Annotated in this window: 19 protein-coding genes; 13 read left to right on the forward strand and 6 right to left on the reverse strand. The window is 72.8% G+C overall.

Going from position 1 to position 23893, the window contains the following annotated elements; genetic code table 11:
* Positions 1–126: 126 nt before the first annotated feature.
* Positions 127–2013: a BTAD domain-containing putative transcriptional regulator gene (locus ACFY30_RS26060; RefSeq protein ID WP_390847543.1), complete on the reverse strand. Its 1887-nt coding sequence runs from the start codon at positions 2011–2013 to the stop codon at positions 127–129.
* A 149-nt stretch (positions 2014–2162) separates the two neighbouring features.
* Positions 2163–2348 (reverse strand): 50S ribosomal protein L28, encoded by a 186-nt coding sequence (gene rpmB / locus ACFY30_RS26065; RefSeq protein WP_003993230.1) that lies wholly within the window; start codon positions 2346–2348, stop codon positions 2163–2165.
* Between the two features lie 261 nt (positions 2349–2609).
* Here rpmB and ACFY30_RS26070 point away from each other — a divergent pair, with 261 nt between their 5' ends.
* A complete protein-coding gene (locus tag ACFY30_RS26070; protein ID WP_390847544.1) occupies positions 2610–4307 on the forward strand; it encodes a DAK2 domain-containing protein in 1698 nt (565 codons plus the stop codon).
* Positions 4308–4309: 2 nt separating this feature from the next.
* On the opposite strand, the gene ACFY30_RS26075 is transcribed toward ACFY30_RS26070, so the two are convergent.
* On the reverse strand, positions 4310–7345 hold the full coding sequence (locus tag ACFY30_RS26075; protein ID WP_390847546.1) for a tetratricopeptide repeat protein: 3036 nt from the start codon (positions 7343–7345) through the stop codon (positions 4310–4312).
* Positions 7300–9141: an HSP90 family protein gene (locus ACFY30_RS26080; RefSeq protein WP_390847547.1), complete on the reverse strand. Its 1842-nt coding sequence runs from the start codon at positions 9139–9141 to the stop codon at positions 7300–7302. Before ACFY30_RS26080 ends, ACFY30_RS26075 begins: the two co-directional genes overlap by 46 nt.
* A 165-nt stretch (positions 9142–9306) precedes the next feature.
* Between ACFY30_RS26080 and recG the strand changes: the two genes are divergently transcribed.
* From recG to mutM, 8 genes are all read left to right on the forward strand, one after another.
* The gene (gene recG / locus ACFY30_RS26085; protein WP_390847548.1) at positions 9307–11517 is read left to right on the forward strand and encodes an ATP-dependent DNA helicase RecG; all 2211 of its coding nucleotides are present in this window, start codon (positions 9307–9309) and stop codon (positions 11515–11517) included.
* A 106-nt stretch (positions 11518–11623) separates the two neighbouring features.
* Positions 11624–12208: a 16S rRNA (guanine(966)-N(2))-methyltransferase RsmD gene (rsmD, locus tag ACFY30_RS26090; RefSeq protein WP_390847549.1), complete on the forward strand. Its 585-nt coding sequence runs from the start codon at positions 11624–11626 to the stop codon at positions 12206–12208.
* A gap of 26 nt (positions 12209–12234) precedes the next feature.
* Positions 12235–12714, forward strand: coding sequence for a pantetheine-phosphate adenylyltransferase (coaD, locus tag ACFY30_RS26095; protein WP_390661461.1), 480 nt, complete (start codon positions 12235–12237; stop codon positions 12712–12714).
* A gap of 58 nt (positions 12715–12772) precedes the next feature.
* Positions 12773–13858 (forward strand): ATP synthase F0 subunit B, encoded by a 1086-nt coding sequence (locus tag ACFY30_RS26100; RefSeq protein ID WP_390847550.1) that lies wholly within the window; start codon positions 12773–12775, stop codon positions 13856–13858.
* A 150-nt stretch (positions 13859–14008) separates the two neighbouring features.
* On the forward strand, positions 14009–14662 hold the full coding sequence (locus tag ACFY30_RS26105; protein WP_390661326.1) for a YceD family protein: 654 nt from the start codon (positions 14009–14011) through the stop codon (positions 14660–14662).
* 2 nt (positions 14663–14664) lie between these two features.
* The gene (rpmF, locus tag ACFY30_RS26110; RefSeq protein WP_003951102.1) at positions 14665–14838 is read left to right on the forward strand and encodes a 50S ribosomal protein L32; all 174 of its coding nucleotides are present in this window, start codon (positions 14665–14667) and stop codon (positions 14836–14838) included.
* 19 nt (positions 14839–14857) lie between these two features.
* A complete protein-coding gene (gene rnc, locus ACFY30_RS26115) occupies positions 14858–15679 on the forward strand; it encodes a ribonuclease III (protein WP_390847551.1) in 822 nt (273 codons plus the stop codon).
* Between the two features lie 70 nt (positions 15680–15749).
* On the forward strand, positions 15750–16610 hold the full coding sequence (mutM, locus tag ACFY30_RS26120) for a bifunctional DNA-formamidopyrimidine glycosylase/DNA-(apurinic or apyrimidinic site) lyase (protein ID WP_390847552.1): 861 nt from the start codon (positions 15750–15752) through the stop codon (positions 16608–16610).
* Here the strand turns inward: mutM and ACFY30_RS26125 are convergent.
* A complete protein-coding gene (locus ACFY30_RS26125) occupies positions 16583–16984 on the reverse strand; it encodes a winged helix-turn-helix transcriptional regulator (protein ID WP_390847553.1) in 402 nt (133 codons plus the stop codon). The genes mutM and ACFY30_RS26125 overlap by 28 nt on opposite strands.
* Positions 16985–17120: 136 nt before the next feature.
* Between ACFY30_RS26125 and ACFY30_RS26130 the strand changes: the two genes are divergently transcribed.
* Complete coding sequence (locus ACFY30_RS26130; protein ID WP_390847554.1) at positions 17121–17708, forward strand: flavodoxin family protein; 588 nt, start codon at positions 17121–17123, stop codon at positions 17706–17708.
* Between the two features lie 75 nt (positions 17709–17783).
* Here ACFY30_RS26130 and ACFY30_RS26135 read toward each other — a convergent pair whose 3' ends face one another.
* The gene (locus tag ACFY30_RS26135; RefSeq protein ID WP_390847555.1) at positions 17784–18905 is read right to left on the reverse strand and encodes a CAP domain-containing protein; all 1122 of its coding nucleotides are present in this window, start codon (positions 18903–18905) and stop codon (positions 17784–17786) included.
* A gap of 168 nt (positions 18906–19073) precedes the next feature.
* Between ACFY30_RS26135 and ACFY30_RS26140 the strand changes: the two genes are divergently transcribed.
* The 3 genes from ACFY30_RS26140 to smc all read left to right on the forward strand — a co-directional run bounded on the left by ACFY30_RS26140 (position 19074) and on the right by smc (position 23787).
* A complete protein-coding gene (locus ACFY30_RS26140) occupies positions 19074–19355 on the forward strand; it encodes an acylphosphatase (protein ID WP_390847556.1) in 282 nt (93 codons plus the stop codon).
* Positions 19356–19734: 379 nt separating this feature from the next.
* The gene (locus ACFY30_RS26145; RefSeq protein ID WP_390847557.1) at positions 19735–19938 is read left to right on the forward strand and encodes a hypothetical protein; all 204 of its coding nucleotides are present in this window, start codon (positions 19735–19737) and stop codon (positions 19936–19938) included.
* A 264-nt stretch (positions 19939–20202) separates the two neighbouring features.
* A complete protein-coding gene (gene smc / locus ACFY30_RS26150) occupies positions 20203–23787 on the forward strand; it encodes a chromosome segregation protein SMC (protein WP_390847558.1) in 3585 nt (1194 codons plus the stop codon).
* Positions 23788–23893: the final 106 nt, after the last annotated feature.

Raw genomic sequence — 23893 nt, forward strand, 5'->3', positions numbered from 1 at the left:
ACAGCGCGTACTCCTCGGCGAGCCCCTCGGGCGGCTCGTCGCCCACGGCCGCGAGCAGCGCACGGGCCTGCGGCACCTGCTCGCCGTGCAGGCCGCGCAGCCGCCGGAACCAGGTCAGCGCCGCCATCAGCCGCAGGGCGGCGGCGGGGTCGGTGCCGGTGAGGTGGTCCAGGGCGGCGTCCAGATCGGCGTGCTCGGCGTCCAGCAGGGCCAGCCAGGGCAGCTGCTCCCGCCGCGCAGATACGGTTCCGCACGCTCGGCAAGGCGCAGGAAGTAGCCGGCGTGCGCGTCCCGCAGGTCCGCCTCACCGGTGCGCTCCCCGGCCGCGAAGACACGGATCGTCTCCAGCATGCGGTAGCGGCCCTCGCAGACCTCCAGGAACGACTTCTCGACCAGGGAGGCCAGCACGTCCTCCGGGTACGGCAGCCGGCACACGGCCTCCACCGCCTCCAGCGTGGCGCCCCCGGCGAACACCGTCAGCCGCCGCGCCAGCTCCCGCTCCTCCTCGTCCAGCAGGTCCCAGCTCCACTCCACGACCGCGCGCAGGGTGCGGTGCCGCGGTGCCTTGGAACGGTCGCCCCGGGAGAGCAGCCGGAAGCGGTCGTCGAGGCGGTCGGCCAGTTCCCCGGGGGTCAGGGTGCGCAGCCGGGCCGCCGCCAGCTCGATCGCCAGCGGCAGCCCGTCGAGGGCCGCGCAGATGCCGGCCACCCGCGCGTGCCCCCCGAACCCGGGCCGCACGGCCCGCGCGCGGTCCACGAAGAGCCGTGCGGCGGGATCCGGCGGCAGCGGCGGCACCGGTACCAGGACCTCGCCGGTGATCCCGAGGGACTCCCGGCTGGTCGCCGGCACACGCACCCCGGGACAGCCCGCGAGCAGCAGCGCCGACAGCCGGGCCGTGTCCTGCACCAGGTGCTCGCAGTTGTCGAGGACCAGCAGCACCTCCCGCTCCTGCAGCGCGGCCAGCAGCCGGTCCGTCGCGTCCCCGGCGGGTGTGCGGAACCCCTCGCGCACGCCGAGCGCCGTGAGGACGGCGTACGGGACGCGGGCCCCCTCGGTGAGCGGGGCCAGCTCGACGAAACACACGTCCACGCGGGTGCGTGCCGCGCCGGGACCGGAGGGCTCGGCCCGCGCGCGTGCCGCCTCGATCGCCAGCCGGGTCTTTCCGGCGCCGCCCGGTCCGGTGAGCGTGACGAGCCGGGTCTCGGACAGGGCCTCGGAGATCCGGGCGTGCTCGGCCTCCCGCCCCACGAACCGGGTGAGCTGCGCCGGCAGCGCGGGCCGCGCCGGGCCGCCGCCGTGAAGCAGCTCCAGGTGGAGCGCGGCGAGCTCGGCCGAGGGGTCGGCGCCCAGCTCGTCGGCGAGGGTGCGCCGGGCCTCCTCGTACACGGTGAGCGCCTCGGCGGGCCGCCCGCCCGCGTGCAGCGCCCGCATCAGCTGCCCGTACAGCCGCTCGCTGAGCGGATGCGCCGCCAGCAGGCCGCGCAGCTCGGGCACCAGCTCCGGCCCGCCACCGAGCGCGAGGTCCGCCTCGACCCGGTCCTGTACGGCGGCCAGCCGCAGCGCGTCCAGCCGGGCGCGCTCGGCGTGCGCGTCCGGCAGGTCGGGCAGCGCCGGGCCCCGCCAGAGCGCGAGGGCCTCCCGCAGCCGGGCGGCGGCCCGCGCGGGGTCCCCCGCGGCGAGAGCGGTCCGTCCCCGCGCCGCCGGCCGCTCGAAGCGGTGGACGTCGACGGCGTCCGGCGGGGCGGTGACCCGGTAGCCGACGGGAGTGGCCTCTATCCCGGCGTGTGGGGCCAGCCGGCGGCGCAGCCGGGAGACCTGGGACTGGAGCGCGTTGGCGGCCCCGGCCGGCGGCTCGGCGCCGTACAGGCCGTCGGTCAGCTGTTCGAGGGAGACGCTGCGGCCCGCGTCGAGCAGCAGGAGTGTGAGCAGGGCGCGGGGGCGGGGACCGCCGGGATCGAGGGGGGTGCCGTCATCGGTACGGAGGTCCAAGGAGCCCAGGATCCCGAAGCGCATGGGCCGCAGTCTGCCAGGCCGAGCCGGTGCCGGGCACAGCAAAAAGCCGACCCACACGAGGTGGATCGGCTAGATGCAGCGAACCAGCATGGCCGCGCACGATGGCGGTCCCCCTGCCTCGAGCGGAGCCGAGAGGTGGGGGATCTGCGTCAGCGCGAGACCTTGCCGGCCTTGATGCACGAGGTGCAAGCGTTCACGCGCTTCGGCGTCCCGCCGACCACGGTACGCACACGCTGGATGTTCGGGTTCCAGCGGCGGGACGTACGGCGGTGCGAGTGCGAGATGTTGTTGCCGAAGCCCGGCCCCTTGCCGCAGACGTCGCAGTTGGCAGCCACGGGTCACTCCAAAGACTTCAGATGCACTTACGGTTGATCCCGGCATGCCGGGATCAGGATCGTAGGATCTGAGTGGCGGTGCCAGGGGGAAGAGCCCGATCTGCATCGGGCAACCGGAGCAGCATACAACGACTGCGCCAGTGGAACGAAACTACCATGGCGGCGCACACCTCCCGCCCACGGCCCCCATCAGCCCGCTTTCCGTTGGACCCCGGCCCGGGGTCTACGCTGCGTCCATTCCAGGAGTCCGAGGAGGCGCAGGTGGCGCAGGTGCCGCAGACATTCTTCGATGCTCTCGCGGTGCGCACCTGGTGCGGGCTCGCGCTCACGGCGCTGGGCCGGGCGCGCGAGGAGATCGACGCGATCAACGTGTACCCCGTCGCGGACGGGGACACCGGCACCAACCTCTATCTGACCGTCGAGTCCGCCGTGACCGCCGTCGAGGCCGTGTTCGCCGGGTACCGGGCCGGTCCGTCGGCGGTGCGCAGCCCCTCCCTCGCCGACGCCGCGCACGCGATGGCGCACGGAGCCCTCATAGGGGCGCGCGGGAACTCGGGGACGATCCTCGCCCAGCTCCTGCGCGGCATGGCCCAGGTACTCGCCACCGAGGGCGAGGCCCCGCACACCGACGGCGACGGGCTGCGGCTGGCCCTGCGGCACGCCGCCGACTCCGCCCGCCAGGCCGTCGCCCACCCCGTCGAGGGCACGGTCCTGTCCGTCGCCTCGGCCGCCGCCGCCGCGGCCGAGGAGGCCGAGGGGGACTGCGGGACGGTCGCCCGCGCCGCCTACCGCGGGGCGTGCGCGGCACTGGCCGCGACCCCGGCCCAGCTGGCCGTCCTGGAGCGCGCCGGAGTGGTCGACGCGGGCGGGCGGGGACTGGTCGCGGTCCTCGCGGCCCTGGTGGAGACGTTCACGGGGGAGACGCCGGCCCTCTCCGGTGCCGTCGCCGCGGCGGGGACGGGGATGCACGCACGCGTGGAGGCCTTCCGGACGGAGAGCGCCGGGGACTGCGCCGACGCCCCCGACGGGGAGGGCGGCCCCGCCTTCGAGGTGATCTATCTCCTGGAGGCCGAGGACGCGGCCGTGGCCCGCCTGCGGCAGCGGCTGGACGACCTCGGGGACTCGCTCGTCGTGGTCGGCGGCGACGGCCTGTGGAACGTCCACGTGCACGTGGACGACGCGGGCGCCGCCGTCGAGGCGGGCGTCGAGGCCGGCCGGCCGTACCGGATCCGCATCACGCACTTCGGCGCGGGCGACGCGCACACGCGCGGGGGCGAGCGCCCCGTCCGTGAGCGCGTCCAGCGGGCCGTCGTCGCCGTCGTGCCCGGCGAGGGACTGGCCGGGCTGTACACCGGGGCCGGCGCGACCACGGTCCTGGCCCGCCCCGGCGAGCCGCCCGCCAGCGGGGAGCTCGTCGAAGCCGTACGGCGGGCCCACGCGCGCGAGGTCGTCCTGCTGCCCAACGACGCCGACCTGCGCCACACGGCGGCCGCGGCCGCCGAACAGGCCCGCACGGAAGGCATCCGGGTGGCCCTCATCCCGACCCGGTCCGCCGTCCAGGGCATCGCCGCGCTCGCCGTGCACGAGCCGGACCGCCGCTTCGACGAGGACGTCGTCTCCATGACCTCGGCGGCCGGCGCGACCCGCTACGCCGAGGTCGCCGTCGCCGAGCGCCAGTCGTGGACCATGGCCGGCATCTGCCAGGCCGGCGACGTCCTCGGGCTCGTCGACGGTGACGTCGCCGTCATCGGCGCCGACGTCACCGTCACCGCCGAGACCGTCCTGGACCGCATGCTGTCGGCGGGCGGCGAACTCGTCACCCTCGTGCTCGGCGACGACGCCCCCGAGGGGATCGCCGAGCACCTGGAGGCACGGGTGCGGGAGGCGTACCTCGCCGTCGACACGGTGGTGTACCAGGGCGGACGCCAGGGGGCACTGCTGCTGATCGGGGTGGAGTAGCCCTACTCGGCGGTCTCCTCCGCCACCTGCAGCAACTGCTCCGCCTCCGCCCGCCGGGCCCGGACCGTCTCGGCATCCCCGCCGTCCGCACCGTCCCCGGCACCCGCGCCGGCCCCGTCCGGGTAGGCCCCCAGCACCGCACGCGCGCGTGCCGCCGCCTCCGCCGGGCGCCCCAGGTCGGTCTCCAGCCAGCCCGCGGCCAGCTCGGCGCCGGTGCGGGCGTGCAGGGCGTCGTCGTCCAGGGCGACGAACACCGCGACCGCCTCCGCCATCTGCGACAGCGCCTCCTCCAGGGCGTCCCTGATCGAGTCGTCGTCCGCGTCCTCGGCCGCCGAACGGGCGAGCAGGTCGCCGAACTGGCGGTGCGTGTGGCCGAGTTCGGCGACCAGCCGGAGCCGCTCCTCCTCCTCGTCCGCCACGGCGAGCGCGTCCGCGCACTCCTCCACGGCGCCGGTCATCAGCGCCCGCGCCCCCTCCGTGCCGTCCTCCGTGCGCAGCGCCAGCCACGCGCGGGCGCGCAGCGAGCGGACGAGACCGTGCACATTGCCCAGCTCACGCCACAGCTCACCCGCGCGCGCGTACGCCTGGTCCGCCTCGTCGTGCAGTCCCGCGTGGCCGAGGGACTCGGCGGCCAGGTGGGCGAGGGTCGCGTGGTCGTGCTGCTCGGGCCAGTGCCGGGCGATCTCGGCGGCCTGCAGCCGCCGCTCGGCGGCGTCCCGGTGCTCACCCAGCTCGCTCAGGCAGTCGCCCAGCCACCACTGCGTCTGGACCACCGCCCCGTCGCCGTGCGTCTCGGCGCGCAGATCGGCCAGCGCCGACTCCAGCACCTCCGCGGCCTCGGCCCAGCGGCCCAGCCGGACCAGGTACCCGCCGAGCTGGTGCCGCGCCCAGGCGCCGAGCGTCGGACCCTCGCCCGCCTCGTCGGCCCAGTGCGCCGACTCCAGCGCGTGCTCGGCGGCCTCCTCGGCCTGCCCCCGGCCCCCCACCACCTCGGCGAGCTGAAGGTACAGCTGGGCCCGCCCGACCGGCTCCAGATAGGGGCCGCCGTGCTCCAGGGCCGCCCGCAGCGCCCGCTCCGCCTCCGCCATGTCGCCCAGATGGTGCGCGAGACCGGCCAGCCGGGCCTCGTACTCCACGGCGAACCACGGCAGGTCCGCCCCGGTGAACCCGGCCGCGGCCCGCGCGAACATCTCGGCGCCCGTCTCCACGTCCCCGGACCGGGTGGCGAGTTCCCCGAGCATCGCGTGCCCCTCGGCGACCCGCGCGGTGAGCCGAACGTCGTCCCCGGTCCGCCCGTCGACCAGCGCCAGCAGCTCCCGTACGGCGGCCTCCGCCTCCGCCAGAACCGTTTCCGCGACCGGCCCGTCCGCCTCGTGGACGCGCCGCATCAGGATCCGCGCCCGTGCCATCAGCACGCCCGCAGCCTGCCGCACCTGGGTGCCGCCGTCGGCGTACAGCGCGAGGACGTCGTCGTACGGGCCGGCGACGGCCGCCAGCGCCTCCTCGACATCGCCCCCGGCGAGCACGCGGACGTACGCCCCGCGCGCGCGGGCCGCCAGCGCCTCCCCGGGGTCGCCCGCCTCCGCGTACAGCTCCGCGGCCCGCTCGAACGTCTCCGCGCCCTCCGGGCCGAGCGCGAGCGCCTCGTGCTCGGCGATCTCCGCACGGTCGCGGGCGTCCAGCTCCACCCCCTCGACGCTCCCGGCCGCCCGCGCGACCGCCGCCCACGCCTCCACGGCGTCCGGCCGCAGGGTGTCCGACAACCGCCGCGCCTCGGCGAGCAGGGCGTCCAGACCCGCCCCGCCGACCTCCTGGGTCTCCTCGGCCTCCCGCATCGTGGGGACCGGGGGCGGCGCGACCGCCGCGGCCCGGGCCGGCCGTGCCGCCCGCACCCCCAGCGGCAGCCGCTCCACCAGCGGACGCTGCTCCATACGCGCGCGTGCCCGCTCGCTGACGTGCGCCGTGCCGTTGCGCTCGTCGAACCGCGCGGCCAGCGCCAGAGCCTCCCCGCGGGCGTGCGCGGCGAGTCCGCCGGCCGTCCACTCCCGCCCCGCGGGACCGGGCACCGGCTGGCCGCCCAGCCCCCGCTCCGACAGCCGCCCCATGAGCAGCACCACGACACTCAGGAACTCCAGCTTGCTGCGCGGATGCCCCTCGTCGGTGAAGTAGGCCGGCCGCTCCGCGAGCAGCTCCAGGCCCCGCGCCTCGTTGCCGGTCAGCGCGCAGAACTCCACGTGGTCGGCGTACGCCCCCCGCATGCTCTCCATGGACCGCACCAGCCGGAAGCCCCGCAGATGGTGGGCGCGCGCCTCGTCCACGCGGCCCAGCCGCAGCAGCGGCACCAGGGACGACGCGAGCACCGTGTGCGGCTCGTGCGCGCACGTGTACTCACCCTCCAGGACCGGCGCCCACAGCCGCAGCGCCTCCTCGTCGCGGCCCTGCTCCGCCCGCCACCAGCCCTGACCGTGCAGCTCGCACGCGTGACAGTCGGCCATCGCGTCCCGGTCCGCGGCCAGCCAGGCGGCGAACGCCCGCTCCGCGCGCGCAACGTCCCCGACATGCGCGGCCACGCTGAACTCGGCACTGCGCACCGCGCGCTCGGAGTGCCCGGCGAGCCGGTAGCGGTGCTCCATCTCGCCCAGCCACTTCTCCACCGACGCCAGCGGCACGTGCGGCTGGTCGAGCATGCCCGCCGACATCCACTTGAAGACCCAGTGCAGCGAGTGCGTCTCGTACTCGTCGAAGTCGCCGGGCCGCTCGTCCCACATGCGCAGCAGCCGCGCGAACGGGACGAACATCTTGTCCTTCTCGGAGCTGTAGTTGTAGACCTTCAGCTGGTGCCCGAGCGCCTCGATCACGGCGAGCGGGATGCTCAGCTTCTCGGCCTCCGCCAGCAACTGCTCCGCGCGCGCGTTGCGCGCCGGACCCTCCGGCCGCTCGCCGTTCTCCGCCATCGCACGGCGGAGGGAGTCGAAGTCCCTGATCTCACTCGTCACTGGTCGTCCTCCCGGTGTGCGTCCTCCCCGTGCGTGGCCCATTCCAGAAGGCCGATGAACGCCCGGTTCAGCAGCGCCGAGTCCGCGGGCCGGAGCGGCCGCTGCGCCATCAGCAGCGCCTGCCCGTACAGGGACTCCGTCGCGGTGCCGATCAGTTCCGCCTCCCGCAGCGAACCGATCCTGCGGATCAGCGGGTTGAGATGGTTCAGCACCAGCCGCGCGCGCGGGGCACCGCCGCGCAGCGAGCCCAGGATGCCCGCCCACAGATCGTCGGCCTGCGCCTCGGCCTCCGCCCGCGCCTGCTCGTGCCGCGCCGCCCGGTCGTCCAGGTGCAGCGCGGGCACCGACAGCGGATGGAAGGCACGCAGCACGACGTCACAGCCCAGCGGGTCGAGCTTCGCCCGCGCGGCCGCCAGGAACCCCGACAGCGCCAGCTCCTCGGCCGGGTCCACGGCGTCCAGATGAGCCGTCACGGTGTCCGCGTCCAGCTCGGCCACCACCGTCCCGGGCCGCACCGACGGCAGCGCCTCGACCAGCTCGCTGTCGTACGTGTAACCGCCGTTGATCACCCCGACGCCCTGCGCGGACGCGATCGGCGCGACCTGCCGGTACTCCTCCACGGTCCGCGTGAAGTGCACCACCGGGTGCCGCTGCGCGAACTCCTCCAGCGACAGCCGCCCGTCGGTCGTCTCGAACGGCAGCCACGGCAGCATCGTCCGCAGCATCTCCGTGTCGTGCCGCGCCAGCGACTTCACCCCCAGGTGGTGCACGGCCAGGAAGGCCGACAGCCGCTCCGGGTCACCGGCAGCGAGGCCCGTCAGCCAGGACCGGATCCGTTCCCCCAGCGCCTCCCGGACGGCGGCCAGCGTCTCGTCCTCGTACAGCGACTCGCGCGAGGCCGTGGGCCGCAGACTGTCGGTGTCCAGGACGCAGCGCACGAAGAACGCCCAGTCCGGCAGCAGCTGTTCGGCCCGCTCGGTCAGCAGCATGCCCTTCAGGTGCACCCGGTGCGAGGCCCGCTGCGCCGGGCTCACCGCCGCCGGCAGCACGTACGCCACCCCGCGGACCCCCGCCGCCGGCACGTCCAGCTCGATCGTGTCCAACGGCGTGAACCCGAACAGCCGGTGGCAGTGCCGGGCCAGCGCCACCCGCCGGTTGGCGGGGGAGGGGTACGGCCGGTCCCAGGGCGCCGGCAGATCGGTGACGGCCTCGTCGCCCACCCGCACGTCGTACGGCAGCAGCGAACCGAAGTCCCGCGCCAGCCCGAGCACCCGCTCCTCGGTGAGCCATTCCCCGGCCCCGGCCCGCGCCACGAGATGCACGGTGGTGCCCGGCTCGGGCCGCGCGTCGTGGGGCAGCGTCCGCACGGTGTACGAGCCGTCGTCGCGCGCCGTCCACTCAACGGGCGGCGCACCGGGCGTACGGGAGCTGCGGCTGACCACCCGGATCCGCTCGGCGACCACGAAACAGGCCAGCAGCCCGATGCCGAACTGCCCGAGGAAGTCGGACCGGGCCTCCCGCAGATCGTCCGCCCGCTTGGAGCTGCGCCCGATGGTGGCGAGAAGCCGGTGCACGTCCGACTCCGTGAGCCCGACGCCGGAGTCCTCCACCCGCAGCGCCCCGTCCGCCGCGTACAGCCGCACCCGCGCCGGGGCGCCGGGCTCCTCGGCCCGCCGGGCGGTGATGGCGTCCACGGCGTTCTGCAGCAGCTCCCGCAGATAGACCTTGGGACTGGAGTAGAGGTGATGGGACAGCAGGTCCACCAGACCACGCAGGTCGACCTGGAACGAGTGAGGTGACGGTGATGCCTGGGATGACTGTGAGGTCTGGGAGTCCATCGCTGCAGCGCCGCGAAGTGGGGATGAGCACGGCGCGGGGTCGGGCGGTCCCGGTGGGGCGGTGACCGCGGATGATGGCGGAGCGCGCCATCCTAGAGCCCGAACGAGCCGTCTGACCAGGGGTTTCAGGACACATATACGGCAATGTCAGTGACGTGGTGTGCAATGGATCTCGTGCCCGCACTCGAAGAACCGCTGAAGAAGGTGCTCGGCCCACCGACCGCGAAGGTGATGGCCGAGCACCTCGGCCTGCACACCGTCGGCGACCTCCTGCACCACTATCCCCGCAGATACGAGGAGCGCGGCCAGCTCACGCACCTGGCCGACCTCCCCATGGACGAGCACGTCACGGTGGTCGCCATGGTCGCCGACGCCCGGCTGCACTCCTTCGCCTCCGCCAAGGCCCCCCGGGGCAAGGGCCAGCGGCTGGAAGTCACCATCACCGACGGCAGCGGCCGGCTCCAGCTGGTCTTCTTCGGCAACGGCGTGCACAAACCCCACAAGGAACTCCTGCCGGGCACCCGCGCGATGTTCGCCGGCAAGGTCTCCGTCTTCAACCGCCGCCTCCAACTGGCGCATCCGGCCTACGAATTGCTGCGCGGCGACGGCGAGGAGACCGTCGAGACCTGGGCGGGCGCCCTGATCCCGATCTACCCCGCCACCGCCAAGCTGGAGTCCTGGAAGATCGGCAAGGCCGTCCAGACCGTCCTGCCCAGCGCCCAGGAAGCCGTCGACCCCCTCCCCGAGACCCTCCGCGCGGGCCGCGGCCTGGCCACTCTCCCCGAGGCCCTCCTCAAGATCCACCGCCCCCACACCAAGGCCGACATCGCCGACGCCCGCACCCGTCTCAAGTGGGACGAGGCCTTCGTCCTCCAGGTCGCCCTCGCCCGCCGCCGCCACGCCGACGCCCAACTCCCGGCGGTCCCGCGCAGACCGTCCCCCGACGGCCTCCTGGCCGCCTTCGACGACCGCCTCCCCTTCACGCTCACCGAGGGCCAGCAGAAGGTCTCCCAGGAGATCTTCGACGACCTGGCGACGGACCATCCGATGCACCGCCTCCTCCAGGGCGAGGTCGGATCGGGCAAGACCTTGGTGGCCCTGCGCGCCATGCTCGCCGTCGTCGACGCGGGCGGGCAGGCCGCCATGCTCGCCCCCACGGAGGTCCTCGCCCAGCAGCACCACCGCTCGGTCGTCGAGATGATGGGCGAGCTGGCCGAGGGCGGCATGCTGGGCGGGGCCGAGCACGCCACCAAGGTCGTGCTGCTGACCGGCTCCATGGGCACCGCGGCCCGCCGTCAGGCCCTGCTCGACCTCGTCACCGGCGAGGCCGGAATCGTCATCGGCACACACGCCCTGATCGAGGACAAGGTCCAGTTCCACGACCTGGGCCTGGTGGTGGTCGACGAACAGCACCGCTTCGGCGTCGAACAGCGCGACGCCCTGCGCGGCAAGGGCAAACAGCCCCCGCACCTCCTCGTCATGACGGCCACCCCCATCCCGCGCACGGTCGCGATGACGGTCTTCGGCGACCTGGAGACCTCCGTCCTCGACCAGCTCCCGGCCGGCCGCTCACCCATCGCCAGCCATGTCGTCCCGGCCGCCGACAAGCCCCACTTCCTGGCCCGCGCGTGGGAACGGGTCCGCGAGGAGGTCCACAACGGCCACCAGGCCTACGTCGTCTGCCCGCGCATCGGCGACGACGCCGACGAACCCGCCGACCCGAAGAAGGCGGGGAAGTCCGCTGAGGACGAGGCCGAGAAGCGCCCCCCGCTCGCCGTCCTCGACGTGGCCGACCAGCTCGCGAAAGGCCCCCTGCGAGACCTCAGGATCGAAGTCCTGTACGGCCGTATGCACCCGGACGACAAGGACGCGGTCATGCGCCGCTTCGCCGCCGGCGAGACCGACGTCCTGGTCGCCACGACCGTCATCGAGGTCGGCGTCAACGTCCCGAACGCCACCGCGATGGTGATCATGGACGCCGACCGCTTCGGCGTCTCCCAGCTCCACCAGCTCCGCGGCCGCGTCGGCCGGGGCTCGGCACCCGGCCTCTGCCTGCTGGTCACCGAGATGCCGGAGGCCGCCCCGGCCCGCCAGCGCCTGAACGCGGTCGCCTCCACCCTCGACGGCTTCGAACTCTCCCGCATCGACCTCGAACAGCGCCGCGAGGGCGACGTCCTCGGCCAGGCCCAGTCGGGCGCCCGCACCTCCCTGCGGGTCCTGGCCGTGATCGAGGACGAGGAGGTCATCGCGGAGGCGAGACGGGAGGCGGTGGAGGTGGTCGCGGCGGATCCGGAGCTCAAGGAGCTCCCGGCTCTGCGGACGGCTCTGGACGCCCTGCTGGACGACGAAAGGGAGCAGTACCTGGAAAAGGGGTGAGTGGACCTGCCTCAGGGGCGCGGGGCTGCATACGCCGTACGGCTACCGCCGCGCGGGCGCGACCAGCCACACTGAACGTAAAGCCGCCCACGAACAAGGACCGAAGATGACCCGCGTGATCGCCGGCGCAGCCGGCGGACGTCGCCTCGCAGTACCGCCAGGCACCGGAACCCGTCCCACCTCCGACCGCGCTCGCGAAGGTCTCTTCTCCACCTGGCAGTCCCTGCTCGGCGGCCCCCTGGACGGCGAACGAGTCCTCGACCTCTACGCCGGCTCGGGGGCGGTCGGCCTGGAGGCCCTCTCCCGGGGCGCGGGCCACACCCTCCTCGTGGAGGCCGACGCGAGAGCGGCGCGCGTCATCCGGGAGAACGTGAGAAACCTCGCGCTCCCCGGAGCCGAGGTCCGCGCCGGCAAGGCGCGGCAGGTCATCGAGACGGCGCCCGCGCAGCCGTACGACCTCGTCTTCCTCGACCCGCCGTACGCCGTCACGGACGACGATCTTCGGGAGATTCTCCTCACACTCCGCTCGGGGGGCTGGCTCGCGGACGATGCCCTCGTCACCGTGGAGCGCAGCACCAGAGGCGGGGAGTTCCACTGGCCGGACGGCTTCGAAGCGCTCCGGGCCCGTCGCTACGGCGAGGGAACGTTTTGGTACGGTCGCGCCGCCTCTACGTGCGAAGACGCACGATGACCGGACCGGAGAGCGAGGGATCACTAGTGCGCCGCGCCGTCTGTCCCGGGTCGTTCGACCCGATCACCAACGGACACCTCGACATCATTTCCCGCGCCTCCCGTCTGTACGACGAGGTCTATGTCGCGGTGATGATCAACAAGTCCAAGAAGGGCCTCTTCGAGGTCGATGAGCGACTCGACCTGATCCGCCAGGTCACCGCCGAGTACGGCAACGTACGGGTCGAGGCCTTCCACGGCCTCCTCGTCGACTTCTGCAAGCAGCGCGACATCCCCGCCATCGTCAAGGGTCTGCGCGCGGTCAGCGACTTCGACTACGAGCTGCAGATGGCCCAGATGAACAACGGGCTGTCCGGGGTCGAGACGCTCTTCGTGCCGACCAACCCCACCTACAGCTTCCTGTCCTCCTCCCTGGTCAAGGAGGTGGCGACCTGGGGCGGCGACGTCTCCCACCTGGTGCCGCCGGTCGTCCTGGAGGCGCTCAACCAGCGCCTGCGCAAGGACTGATGGGACTACAGTCGTCCCGTCCGTCTCCAACACAGCTGTAGAGAGTGGCGAGCAACCGGTGGACGTGCAGAAGAAGCTCGACGAGATCGTCACGGCGGTCTCCAGTGCCCGGTCGATGCCCATGTCGGCCTCGTGCGTGGTCAACCGCGCCGAGCTGCTCGCCCTGCTGGAAGAGGTGCGCGCGGCCCTGCCCGACTCCCTGGCCCAGGCGCAGGAGCTGATCGGCGGCCGGGAGCAGATGGTCGAGCAGGCCCGCCAGGAAGCCGAGCGGATCATCTCCACCGCGCACGCCGAGCGTGGCTCCCTGATCTCCGACACCGAGATCGCCCGCCGCTCCCAGGCCGAGGCCGACCGCATCCTCGCCGAGGCCCGCAAGGAGGCCGAGGACATCCGCGCCGAGGCCGACGACTACGTCGACTCCAAGCTCGCCAACTTCGAGGTCGTCCTCACCAAGACCATCGGCTCCGTCGGCCGGGGCCGCGAGAAGCTGCTGGGCACCGGCCCGGGGCCGGACGACCCGGGCTACGTCGGCCCCGAAGAGGACGACGCCCCCGAGCGCAGCCACGACCCCGAGACCCTGCGCCGCGACGCCGACGCCTACGTCGACGCCAAGCTGGGCGCCTTCGAGGCGGTCCTCTCCAAGACCCTGGAGGCCGTCGGCAAGGGCCGGCAGAAGCTGCACGGCCGGATCGCCACCGACGACCTCGGCGCGCTCGCCGAGGACACCACGACCTACCAGCACTCCTCCGACGCCGACTACCTCGCCGACCTGGCCGCCCTCGCCGAGCAGGACACCGCGGCCGAGCAGCCCGCCCAGAGCCCGTACGGCCAGCAGCAGGAGGCCTACGCCTACCAGCAGCAGCCGGACCCGTACGCCGGCGGCTACGGCGGCCGGCAGCAGGGCTACGGCCAGCAGGCGGACCCCTACGGCTACCAGCAGGCCGACCCGTACGCGTACCAGGGCTACGACACCCACCAGGCCGCCTACGACCCGAACCAGGTCCCCCAGCAGGCCCAGCAGCACCAGGAACCACAGCACCAGGACCAGCAGGTGGGCTACGCCCTCGACGAGACCAGCCTCTTCGACACCAGCATGATCAGCGCCGAGCAGCTGCGCGCCTACGAACAGGGCCGCGGCCTGTAGGAACAGGGGAGAGGCCCTCGGGGAGGGCCCGGATTGGGCTGCGGGCGAAAGCTCCAGTATCCTGGCTCTTCGGTCGCGCCTACGTCCGCGATCACCGCTGCCCGGGAACACGAAGGGCAGCGCTCCGAGCTGAGAAGATCGAAAGCAGGAATGGCCCTGAACGCCCGCCTCGACCACCGCAACCCTCTCGTGTTCGACACACACGAGCTGGGGCGGCGTCCTGGCGCGCTGCAGCGCCTGACCCGTGAGATCGACGCCCCCAGGGACCTCGGTATCCAGGGAGTCATCGGAGTGCCGGAAGGCGCCCCGGTGGAGCTCGAACTCCGCCTCGAGTCGGTCATGGAAGGGGTGCTCGTCACAGGCACCGCCCGTGCACGGGCCGAGGGGGAGTGCGTAAGGTGTCTGGAGCCGCTCGAGCTCGAACTCGAAGCGGACTTCCAGGAGATGTTCTCGTACCCTGACGCCGACGACCGTGGCCGCCCCAAGGCGGAACCGGCCGACGACGCCGAGGAAGACGAGGACAGGCTCTTCATCGAGGACGGCCTGTTCGACCTCGAACCCGTGCTGCGCGATGCGGTGGTGCTCGCACTGCCGATGCAGCCGGTGTGCCAGGACGACTGCCCCGGCCTGTGCTCCGAGTGCGGAGCCCGGCTGGCGGACGACCCGGACCACCACCACGACGCCGTCGACATCCGTTGGGCGGCACTGCAGGGACTCGCCGGTTCACTCGAAGACGGCGAGAAGGACGAGATGAGCGGCGACGCGCCTCGATCAGCACGCGCCGCCGAGAAGCAGGAGAAGTAGCCGTGGCTGTTCCGAAGCGGAAGATGTCGCGCAGCAACACGCGCCACCGCCGGTCGCAGTGGAAGGCTGCGGTCCCCACCCTGGTTGCGTGCGAGCGCTGCCACGAGCCCAAGCAGCAGCACATCGCGTGCCCGTCTTGCGGCACCTACAACAAGCGCCAGGTCCTCGAGGTCTGAGCGGCTGGTGAGAGGCTTCATGTCTGACGCCAAGGCGGACTCGACCGCCAAGAAAAAGGCGGACACCACGGCCTCGTCCCACACGCTTCTGGAAGGGCGGCTCGGCTACCGGCTCGAGTCCGCCCTTCTGGTGCGTGCGCTGACCCACCGCTCCTACGCGTACGAGAACGGCGGCCTGCCGACGAACGAGCGGCTGGAGTTCCTCGGGGACTCCGTGCTCGGCCTCGTCGTCACGGACACGCTGTACCGCACCCACCCCGACCTGCCCGAAGGCCAGCTGGCCAAGCTGCGGGCCGCGGTGGTCAACTCTCGTGCGCTGGCGGAGGTCGGTCGCGGCCTCGACCTGGGCTCCTTCATCCGGCTCGGCCGCGGTGAAGAGGGCACGGGCGGCCGGGACAAGGCGTCCATCCTCGCCGACACCCTCGAAGCGGTGATCGGCGCGGTCTATCTCGACCAGGGCCTCGACGCGGCCTCCGAACTGGTGCACCGCCTGTTCGACCCGCTGATCGAGAAGTCCTCGAACCTCGGTGCCGGCCTGGACTGGAAGACCAGCCTCCAGGAGCTCACCGCGACCGAAGGGCTCGGCGTGCCCGAGTACCTGGTCACGGAGACCGGCCCCGACCACGAGAAGACCTTCACTGCTGCCGCCCGCGTCGGAGGCGTCTCGTACGGCACCGGCACCGGCCGCAGCAAGAAGGAGGCGGAGCAGCAGGCCGCCGAGTCCGCCTGGCGGTCCATCCGGGCCGCGGCGGACGAGCGTGCCAAGGCGGCGGCGACGGCCCAGGCCGTCGCGGCGGCCGACGCCGGCGCGGACTCCGAGTCCGAGTCCGCCTCCGCCTGATCGGAACACGACAGCACGGCGCCCGCCCTTCGCCGACCGGGGGGCGGGCGCCGCGCATCCGGGGGATCCCATGCCCGAGTTGCCCGAGGTCGAGGTCGTCCGGCGCGGCCTGGAGCGATGGGTCGCCCATCGCACGGTCGCCGACGCCGAGGTGCTGCACCCGCGCGCCGTACGCCGTCATCTCGCGGGCGCCGACGACTTCGCGCACCGGCTCAAGGGGCATCGCATCGGCACCCCCAGCCGTCGCGGCAAGTACCTCTGGCTGCCGCTGGAGGACACCGGGCAGGCGATCCTCGCCCACCTCGGGATGAGCGGCCAGTTGCTGGTGCAGCCGCAGGGCTCACCGGACGAGAAGCACCTGCGGATCCGGGTGCGCTTCGCCGACGCGCTGGCCACCGAACTCCGCTTCGTCGACCAGCGCACCTTCGGCGGTCTCTCGCTGCACGACACCACCGACGACGGCCTGCCCGACGTCATCGGGCACATCGCCCGCGACCCTCTCGACCCCCTGTTCGACGACGAGGCCTTCCATCAGGCCCTGCGCCGCAAGCGGACCACCATCAAGCGGGCCCTGCTCGACCAGTCCCTGATCAGCGGCGTCGGCAACATCTACGCGGACGAGGCCCTGTGGCGCTCCCGCCTGCACTACGACCGCCCGACGGCCGGCTTCACCCGGCCCCGTACCCGGGAACTCCTCGGGCACGTCCGGGACGTGATGAACGCGGCGCTCGCCGTCGGCGGCACCAGCTTCGACAGCCTCTACGTCAACGTCAACGGCGAGTCGGGCTACTTCGACCGGTCCCTGGACGCGTACGGGCGGGAGGGCCTGCCCTGCAAGCGGTGCGGCACGCCGATGCGCCGGCGGCCCTGGATGAACCGGTCCAGCTACTTCTGCCCGAGGTGTCAGAGGGTGCCGCGCGTCCCGTCGTAGCGCTCGCGGGCGGCCAGGACGTCGTCCATGCGGCCCTCCACGCAGTGGATGAGGGACAGCAGCCGCTCGGCGACCTCGCGGCCCAGCGGGGTCAGTGCGTAGTCCACCCGCGGCGGGTTGGTCGGCTGTGCGTGCCGGTGCACCAGGCCGTCGCGCTCCAGCGCGTGCAGGGTCTGGGACAGCATCTTCTCGCTCACGCCGTCGACCCGGCGGCGCAGTTCGTTGAAGCGCAGCGAGCCCTCGTACAGCGCCCCCAGCGTCAGGCCGCCCCAGCGGCCCGTGACGTGCTCCAGCGTGCCGCGCGACGGGCAGGCCTTGGCGAACACGTTGTACGGGAGGTCCATGTCCTCCGTGCGCTCCTGGGTGCTGGTCATGCTTCCAGCGTACGCGAAGGCAGCGCTAACCGACAGGTTGCACTAACCAGAAGTTAGTGCTTTCCTTTCGTCATCGCCGGTGAGCTGCGTATCCGTTCGCAGCTCCCGTATCTCACCTTCTCTGAGGAGTACGCACGTGACGACCCCTGTTGTCTCCATCGCCTACCACTCCGGCTACGGCCACACCGTCGTGCTCGCCGAGGCGGTCCGCGCCGGTGCCGTCCAGGCCGGCGCCGAGGTGCATCTGATCAAGGTCGACGAGATCACCGAGGACCAGTGGACGGTGCTCGACGGCTCGGACGCGATCGTGTTCGGCTCGCCGACCTACATGGGCACGGCGTCGGGCGCCTTCCACGCCTTCGCGGAGGCGACGTCCGCGCGCTGGGCCACCCAGGCGTGGAAGGACAAGCTGGCCGCCGGTTTCACCAACTCGGGCTCCAAGAGCGGCGACAAGCTGCACACCCTGCAGTTCTTCCAGATCCTGGCCGCACAGCTCGGCATGCACTGGGTCAACCTCGGGCTGCTGCCCGGCTGGAACAGCTCCACCGCCTCCGAGGACGACCTCAACCGTCTCGGTGTGTTCCTCGGCGCGGCCGCGCAGACCAACGTCGACGAGGGTGCCGAGGCCGTCCACAAGGCCGACGTCGCGACGGCGGAGCACCTGGGCCGGCGGGTCGCCGAGACGGCGAAGACCTTCCTGGCCGGCCGGACCCAGGCTGCATGATCGTTTCTGCGGTCTCCTCGGCGCGGGTCCCCGGCCGGGCCCCCTTCCGGGCCCGCTTCCGCGGCCCTGGCGGGCCTAGTAGCCGAAGTCCTGGGTCCACCAGGGTCCGCCGGACCCGAAGTGGACGCCGACACCCAGCGTCTTGAAGTCGCAGTTCAGTATGTTCGCCTTGTGGCCGGGGCTGTTCATCCAGGCCTCCATGACGGCGGCCGCGTCGGCCTGGCCCCGGGCTATGTTCTCGCCGCCGAGGCCGGATATGCCGGCCTTCCCGGCCCGGTCCCACGGGGTCAGCCCGTCCGGGTCGGTGTGGTCGAAGAAGCCCCGCGCGGCCATGTCGTCGCTGAACTTCTCGGCCAGCTCGGACAGGGAGCTGTTCGCGGAGACGGCACTGCAGCCGACCTTGGCCCGCTCCTCGTTGACGAGCTTCAGCACCTCGGCCGCGGCCTGCGCCTCGGCCGAGACCGTCACCGGGGACTCGGACTTCTGGGGCGCCTTGCTGGCCGCCTTCGACTTGGACGCGGTGGTCTCCGGCTCCTTTGAGGGGGTGACCTCGGGCTTCTTCTCGTCCGTCTTGCTCGGCGACGCCGAGGCGGAGGCCGAGGACTTGGAGGCGGACGGGGACGGCGAGGTGGAGCGGCCGGCGTCGCGGCTGGTCGACGTACCGGAGCGGCCGGCGTCGGCGGAGCCGGAGGTGCCGCCCTGCTCGGAGTTCGCGTTGCTCGGGGTGTCGGCGGCCTGCACGTTGTCCCCGGGGCCGGTGCTGCCGCCGAGCCGGTAGCTCTCCAGCCCGGGCACCACGCCCGTGGCCACCGCGACGGTGCCGAGGGCCACTGCCGCGGACATGCCGAGCAGACCCGTCTTGACCGGGGTGGCGGCCTTCTTCTTGCGGCGGCGGCCCGGGCCGCCCGGACCGGAGCCAGGCCGCACGGCACTGCCGTCGGGCCGGAAGCCGTCGGCCGCGAACACCGTCGTGGCGGTGTACTCGTCGTCCGTCGCGTACAGGTACTCGCGGCTTCGCGCGACGGTGTCGGCGTACGCCTCCTGGTGCAGGTACGGCGCGATGCCGAGCGTGTCCGGGCCGTCCGGGTACGAGTCCCGCGGGTCGCTGCCTGGCGTGTACGAGCCGTGCGTCTCGGTGACCCCCGTGGCGCGGCCCGTGGCGGCGCGGCCGGCGGCGGAGCGTCGGTGGCGTCCCATGTCCTTGCCTTCCTCGTCCATCGGTCAACCCGTCTCACACGATCTCTGGGAGTAACCCAGCTCACCCGATCGAGTGAGTTTCATATGAGAATCATTGGGTCGGGACGGTACCGCATGGCGCCGGGGGAGGAAGTGCCCGGAGGGACATTGCCCGGTTAGGTTGCACCCATGAGCGAGGATGTACGGCTGGTCGCCTGGGTGCGCGGACGCGTGCAGGGCGTGGGATTCCGCTGGTTCACGCGGGCCAAGGCACTGGAGATCGGCGGCCTGAGTGGCTTTGCTCTCAATTTGGCCGACGGCCGGGTCCAGGTGGTCGCGGAAGGGGGCCGGGAGGGCTGCGAAGGCCTGCTGGAGTGGCTCGAGAGTGACGACACGCCCGGGCGCGTGGACGGAGTCACAGAGATATGGGACACACCTCGCGGCGGCTACGAGGGCTTCGCGATCCGCTGACCGCCGCGTGCGGAGAGCGCCCGCGTAGGCGGAGGTTCGTGCCACCGGCATGTGCCCACCGCAGAAATGAGCAGGTGGTTGCCAAGAATCGCTTGCGGTGGCAGGCTCCGCACGCAAGGATGATCGCCACGCCCCGGGGGTCCCGCAGGAGCCGCAACGCTGCCGTCACGGCCGTGTGCGAGCGGGTTGCCCGCCAATACGGGGCGTGATCGTGTTGACCGTCAAACTTTTTGGTGAGACGCTGAAAGCACCCCGCGCACCTAGCTGTTTGGCATGGATGAACGGCAGCACGAACAAGATCCTGCCAAGCTCCGCGGGTGCGAATCCCTCACGACCCACACCGCTTCGGTCGGTCACTCAGTGTGGAGGACCATCCATCATGGCAAAGGCGCTTCTCGGTTACGTCGGCGGTTCCGACCCGCGGCTCCTCGCCGAGATGCGACGGCTCCAGCAGCGCGTCCAGGACCTCGAATCCGAGCTCGTACGGATCCAGGCCGAGAACGACGCTCTGACGGCTGCCGCTTCTCACGACACGTTCATGAAGAGCATCGACGCACACCAGGCGGAGCCTGCGCTCACCTGATCGCTGCACCGCTCCACGACAGCACGCGCAGCGGTTGGGCGAATCCATTCAACCGCGTCGGACCGCTCAGTTGTCAGAAGTTGCAAGGGACGCTTCGGCGTCCCTTCTCTCTTTCCCCCGCGTCTTCGGTGCCGTCCCCGACCGTCCTGGCCCCGCCCTTCCCTCTCCTTAACGTGTGGTGTGCCCTGCGCGTTCATGGGTGAAACCGCGGGGTTGCCCTGCGTTCATCGTGTGAGACGACCCCGGAAGGTAGAGTCCAGCGCCGTGCACCTCAAGGCCCTGACCCTCCGAGGGTTCAAGTCGTTCGCCTCGGCGACCACACTCCGGTTCGAGCCGGGCATCACGTGTGTCGTCGGGCCCAACGGCTCGGGCAAGTCCAACGTCGTGGACGCGCTCAGCTGGGTCATGGGCGAGCAGGGCGCGAAGTCGCTGCGCGGCGGCAAGATGGAGGACGTCATCTTCGCCGGCACCACCGGGCGCCCCCCGCTCGGCCGCGCCGAGGTGTCCCTGACCATCGACAACTCCGACGGTGCCCTGCCCATCGAGTACGCCGAGGTCACCATCACGCGGATCATGTTCCGCAACGGCGGCAGCGAGTACCAGATCAACGGCGACACCTGCCGGCTCCTCGACATCCAGGACCTCCTCTCCGACTCAGGCATCGGCCGCGAGATGCACGTCATCGTCGGCCAGGGCCAGCTCGACTCCGTCCTGCACGCCGACCCGATGGGCCGCCGCGCCTTCATCGAGGAGGCGGCGGGCGTCCTCAAGCACCGCAAGCGCAAGGAGAAGGCGCTCCGCAAGCTGGACGCGATGCAGGCCAACCTCGCGCGCGTGCAGGACCTGACGGACGAGCTGCGCAGGCAGCTCAAGCCGCTGGGCCGCCAGGCCGCCGTCGCCCGGCGGGCCGCCGTCATCCAGGCCGACCTGCGCGACGCCCGCCTCCGCCTGCTCGCCGACGACCTGGTACGGCTCCGGGAGGCGCTCCAGGCCGAGGTGGCCGACGAGGCGGCGCTCAAGGAACGCAAGGAGGCCGCCGAGCAGGAGCTGAGGAAGGCCCTCCAGCGCGAGGCGCTCCTGGAGGACGAGGTCCGCCGGCTCGCACCGCGCCTCCAGCGCGCCCAGCAGACCTGGTACGAGCTGTCCCAGCTCGCCGAACGCGTCCGCGGCACGATCTCCCTCGCCGAAGCCCGCGTGAAGAGCGCCACCTCCGCGCCCCCCGAGGAGCGGCGCGGCCGCGACCCCGAGGACATGGAGCGCGAGGCCGCGCGGATCCGCGAGCAGGAGGCCGAGCTGGAGGCCGCCCTCGAAGCGGCCCAGCGCGCCCTCGACGACACCGTCGCCCACCGGGCCGACTTGGAGCGTGAACTCGCCGCCGAGGAACGGCGGCTGAAGGACGTCGCCCGGGCCATCGCCGATCGCCGCGAGGGCCTCGCCCGGCTGAACGGACAGGTCAACGCGGCCCGCTCCCGCGCCGCCTCCGCGCAGGCCGAGATCGACCGCCTCGCGGCGGCGCGGGACGAGGCCCGTGAGCGGGCGTTCGCCGCGCAGGAGGAGTACGAGACCCTCAAGGCGGAGGTCGACGGCCTCGACGCGGGCGACGCCGAACTGGGCGAGCAGCACGAGACGGCCAGGCGGCGGCTCGCCGAGGCCGAGGCCGCACTCACCGCCGCCCGTGAGGCGGCCACCGCGGCGGAACGCGACCGCGCGGCGACCAGGGCCCGGCACGAGGCCCTGGCGCTGGGGCTGCGCCGCAAGGACGGCACGGGAGCGCTGCTCGGGGCGAAGGACCGTCTCACCGGTCTGCTGGGCCCGGCCGCCGAACTGCTCACGGTGACACCCGGATACGAGGTGCCGCTGGCCGCCGCGCTCGGAGCGGCCGCCGACGCGATCGCCGTCACGACCCCGGCCGCAGCGGCAGAGGCCCTGCGTCTGCTCCGCAAGCAGGACGGGGGCAGGGCGGCACTGCTGCTCGCCGGTTCACCGGACGCGCCCCACAGGGGCGCGGGGAACTGCGCGACCAGCCACAACGAACCCGCTGACGCCCGACATCCTCACGCAGCCGATTTCGTCCGCGCCCCCTCGGACCTGATGCCCGCCGTACGCCGTCTGCTCCGCAACATCGTCGTCGTCGGCACCCTGGAGGACGCGCAGGAGCTGGTCCACCGGCACCCCGAACTCACTGCCGTGACCGCCGAGGGCGACCTGCTCGGCGCCCACTTCGCGCACGGCGGTTCCGCCGGGGCGCCCAGCCTCCTCGAAGTGCAGGCCTCCGTGGACGAGGCCGCCGCGGAGCTCGAGGAGCTGGCCGTGCGGTGCGCGGAGCTGACCGAGGCTCAGCACGCGGCGGGGGAGCGGCGCAGGGAGTGCGCCGCGCTCGTCGAGGAGCTGGGCGAGCGGCGCCGGGCCGCCGACCGGGAGAAGTCGGCGGTGGCCCAGCAGCTCGGGCGGCTCGCCGGCCAGGCCCGTGGTGCCGCGGGCGAGGCCGAGCGGTCCACCGCGGCGGCGGCACGGGCGCAGCAGGCGCTCGACCGGGCCGTGGAAGAGGCCGAGGAGCTGGCCGAACGGCTGGCCGTGGCCGAGGAGATGCCCGTCGAGGAGGAGCCCGACACCTCGGTGCGGGACCGCCTCGCCGCCGACGGGGCCAACGCGCGCCAGACCGAGATGGAGGCGCGGCTTCAGGTCCGCACCCACGAGGAGCGGGTCAAGGGGCTGGCAGGGCGGGCCGACTCGCTGGACCGGGCCGCGCGGGCGGAACGTGAGGCACGCGCGCGTGCCGAGCAGCGGCGGGCCCGGCTGCGGCACGAGGCCGCCGTCGCCGAGGCCGTCGCCTCCGGGGCGCGGCAGCTGCTCGCCCATGTCGAGGTGTCCCTGGGCCGGGCGGACGCGGAGCGCGTCGCCGCCGAGGCCGCCAAGGCGCGCCGTGAGCAGGAGCTGGCCGCCGCCCGCACCGCCGGGCGCGATCTCAAGGCCGAGCTCGACAAGCTGACGGACTCGGTCCACCGCGGCGAGGTCCTCGGTGCCGAGAAGCGGCTGCGGATCGAGCAGGTGGAGGCGAAGGCGCTGGACGAGCTGGGCGTGGAGCCGGAGGGGCTCGTCCGCGAGTACGGCCCCCATCAGCTCGTACCGCCCTCCCCGCCCGCCGAGGGCGAGGTACTGCCGGAGGACCCCGAGCACCCGCGCAACCAGCCCGTGCGCTTCGTCCGCGCGGAACAGGAGAAGCGGCTGCGGGCCGCCGAGCGGGCGTACCAGCAGCTCGGCAAGGTGAACCCGCTGGCGCTGGAGGAGTTCGCCGCGCTGGAGGAGCGTCACAAGTTCCTCAGCGAGCAGCTGGAGGACCTGAAGAAGACCCGCGCCGACCTGCTTCAGGTGGTGAAGGAGGTCGACGAGCGCGTCGAGCAGGTCTTCACCGAGGCGTACCGGGACACGGCGAGGGAGTTCGAGGGCGTCTTCAGCCGGCTGTTCCCCGGCGGCGAGGGCCGGCTCGTCCTGACCGATCCCGACAACATGCTCACCACGGGTGTGGACGTGGAGGCCCGGCCGCCGGGCAAGAAGGTCAAGCGGCTCAGTCTGCTCTCCGGCGGTGAGCGGTCGCTGACGGCCGTCGCCATGCTGGTGTCGATCTTCAAGGCCCGTCCCAGTCCGTTCTACGTCATGGACGAGGTCGAGGCCGCCCTCGACGACACCAACCTGCAGCGGCTCATCCGCATCATGCAGGAGCTGCAGGAGTCCTCGCAGCTGATCGTGATCACGCACCAGAAGCGGACCATGGAGGTCGCCGACGCGCTGTACGGCGTGTCCATGCAGGGCGACGGTGTGTCGAAGGTGATCAGCCAGCGGCTGCGCTAGCCCGCCTACCCCGGTTTCGCTTCTTCAATCCTTGAACGCAATCTCCTCACAGGTACCAGCTTTCTCACACCACCCCCCCTGGTGGTTTCGGAACTTGAAGGCATAA

This window comes from Streptomyces sp. NPDC000345, assembly GCF_042898825.1.
Taxonomy (GTDB): Bacteria; Actinomycetota; Actinomycetes; order Streptomycetales; family Streptomycetaceae; genus Streptomyces.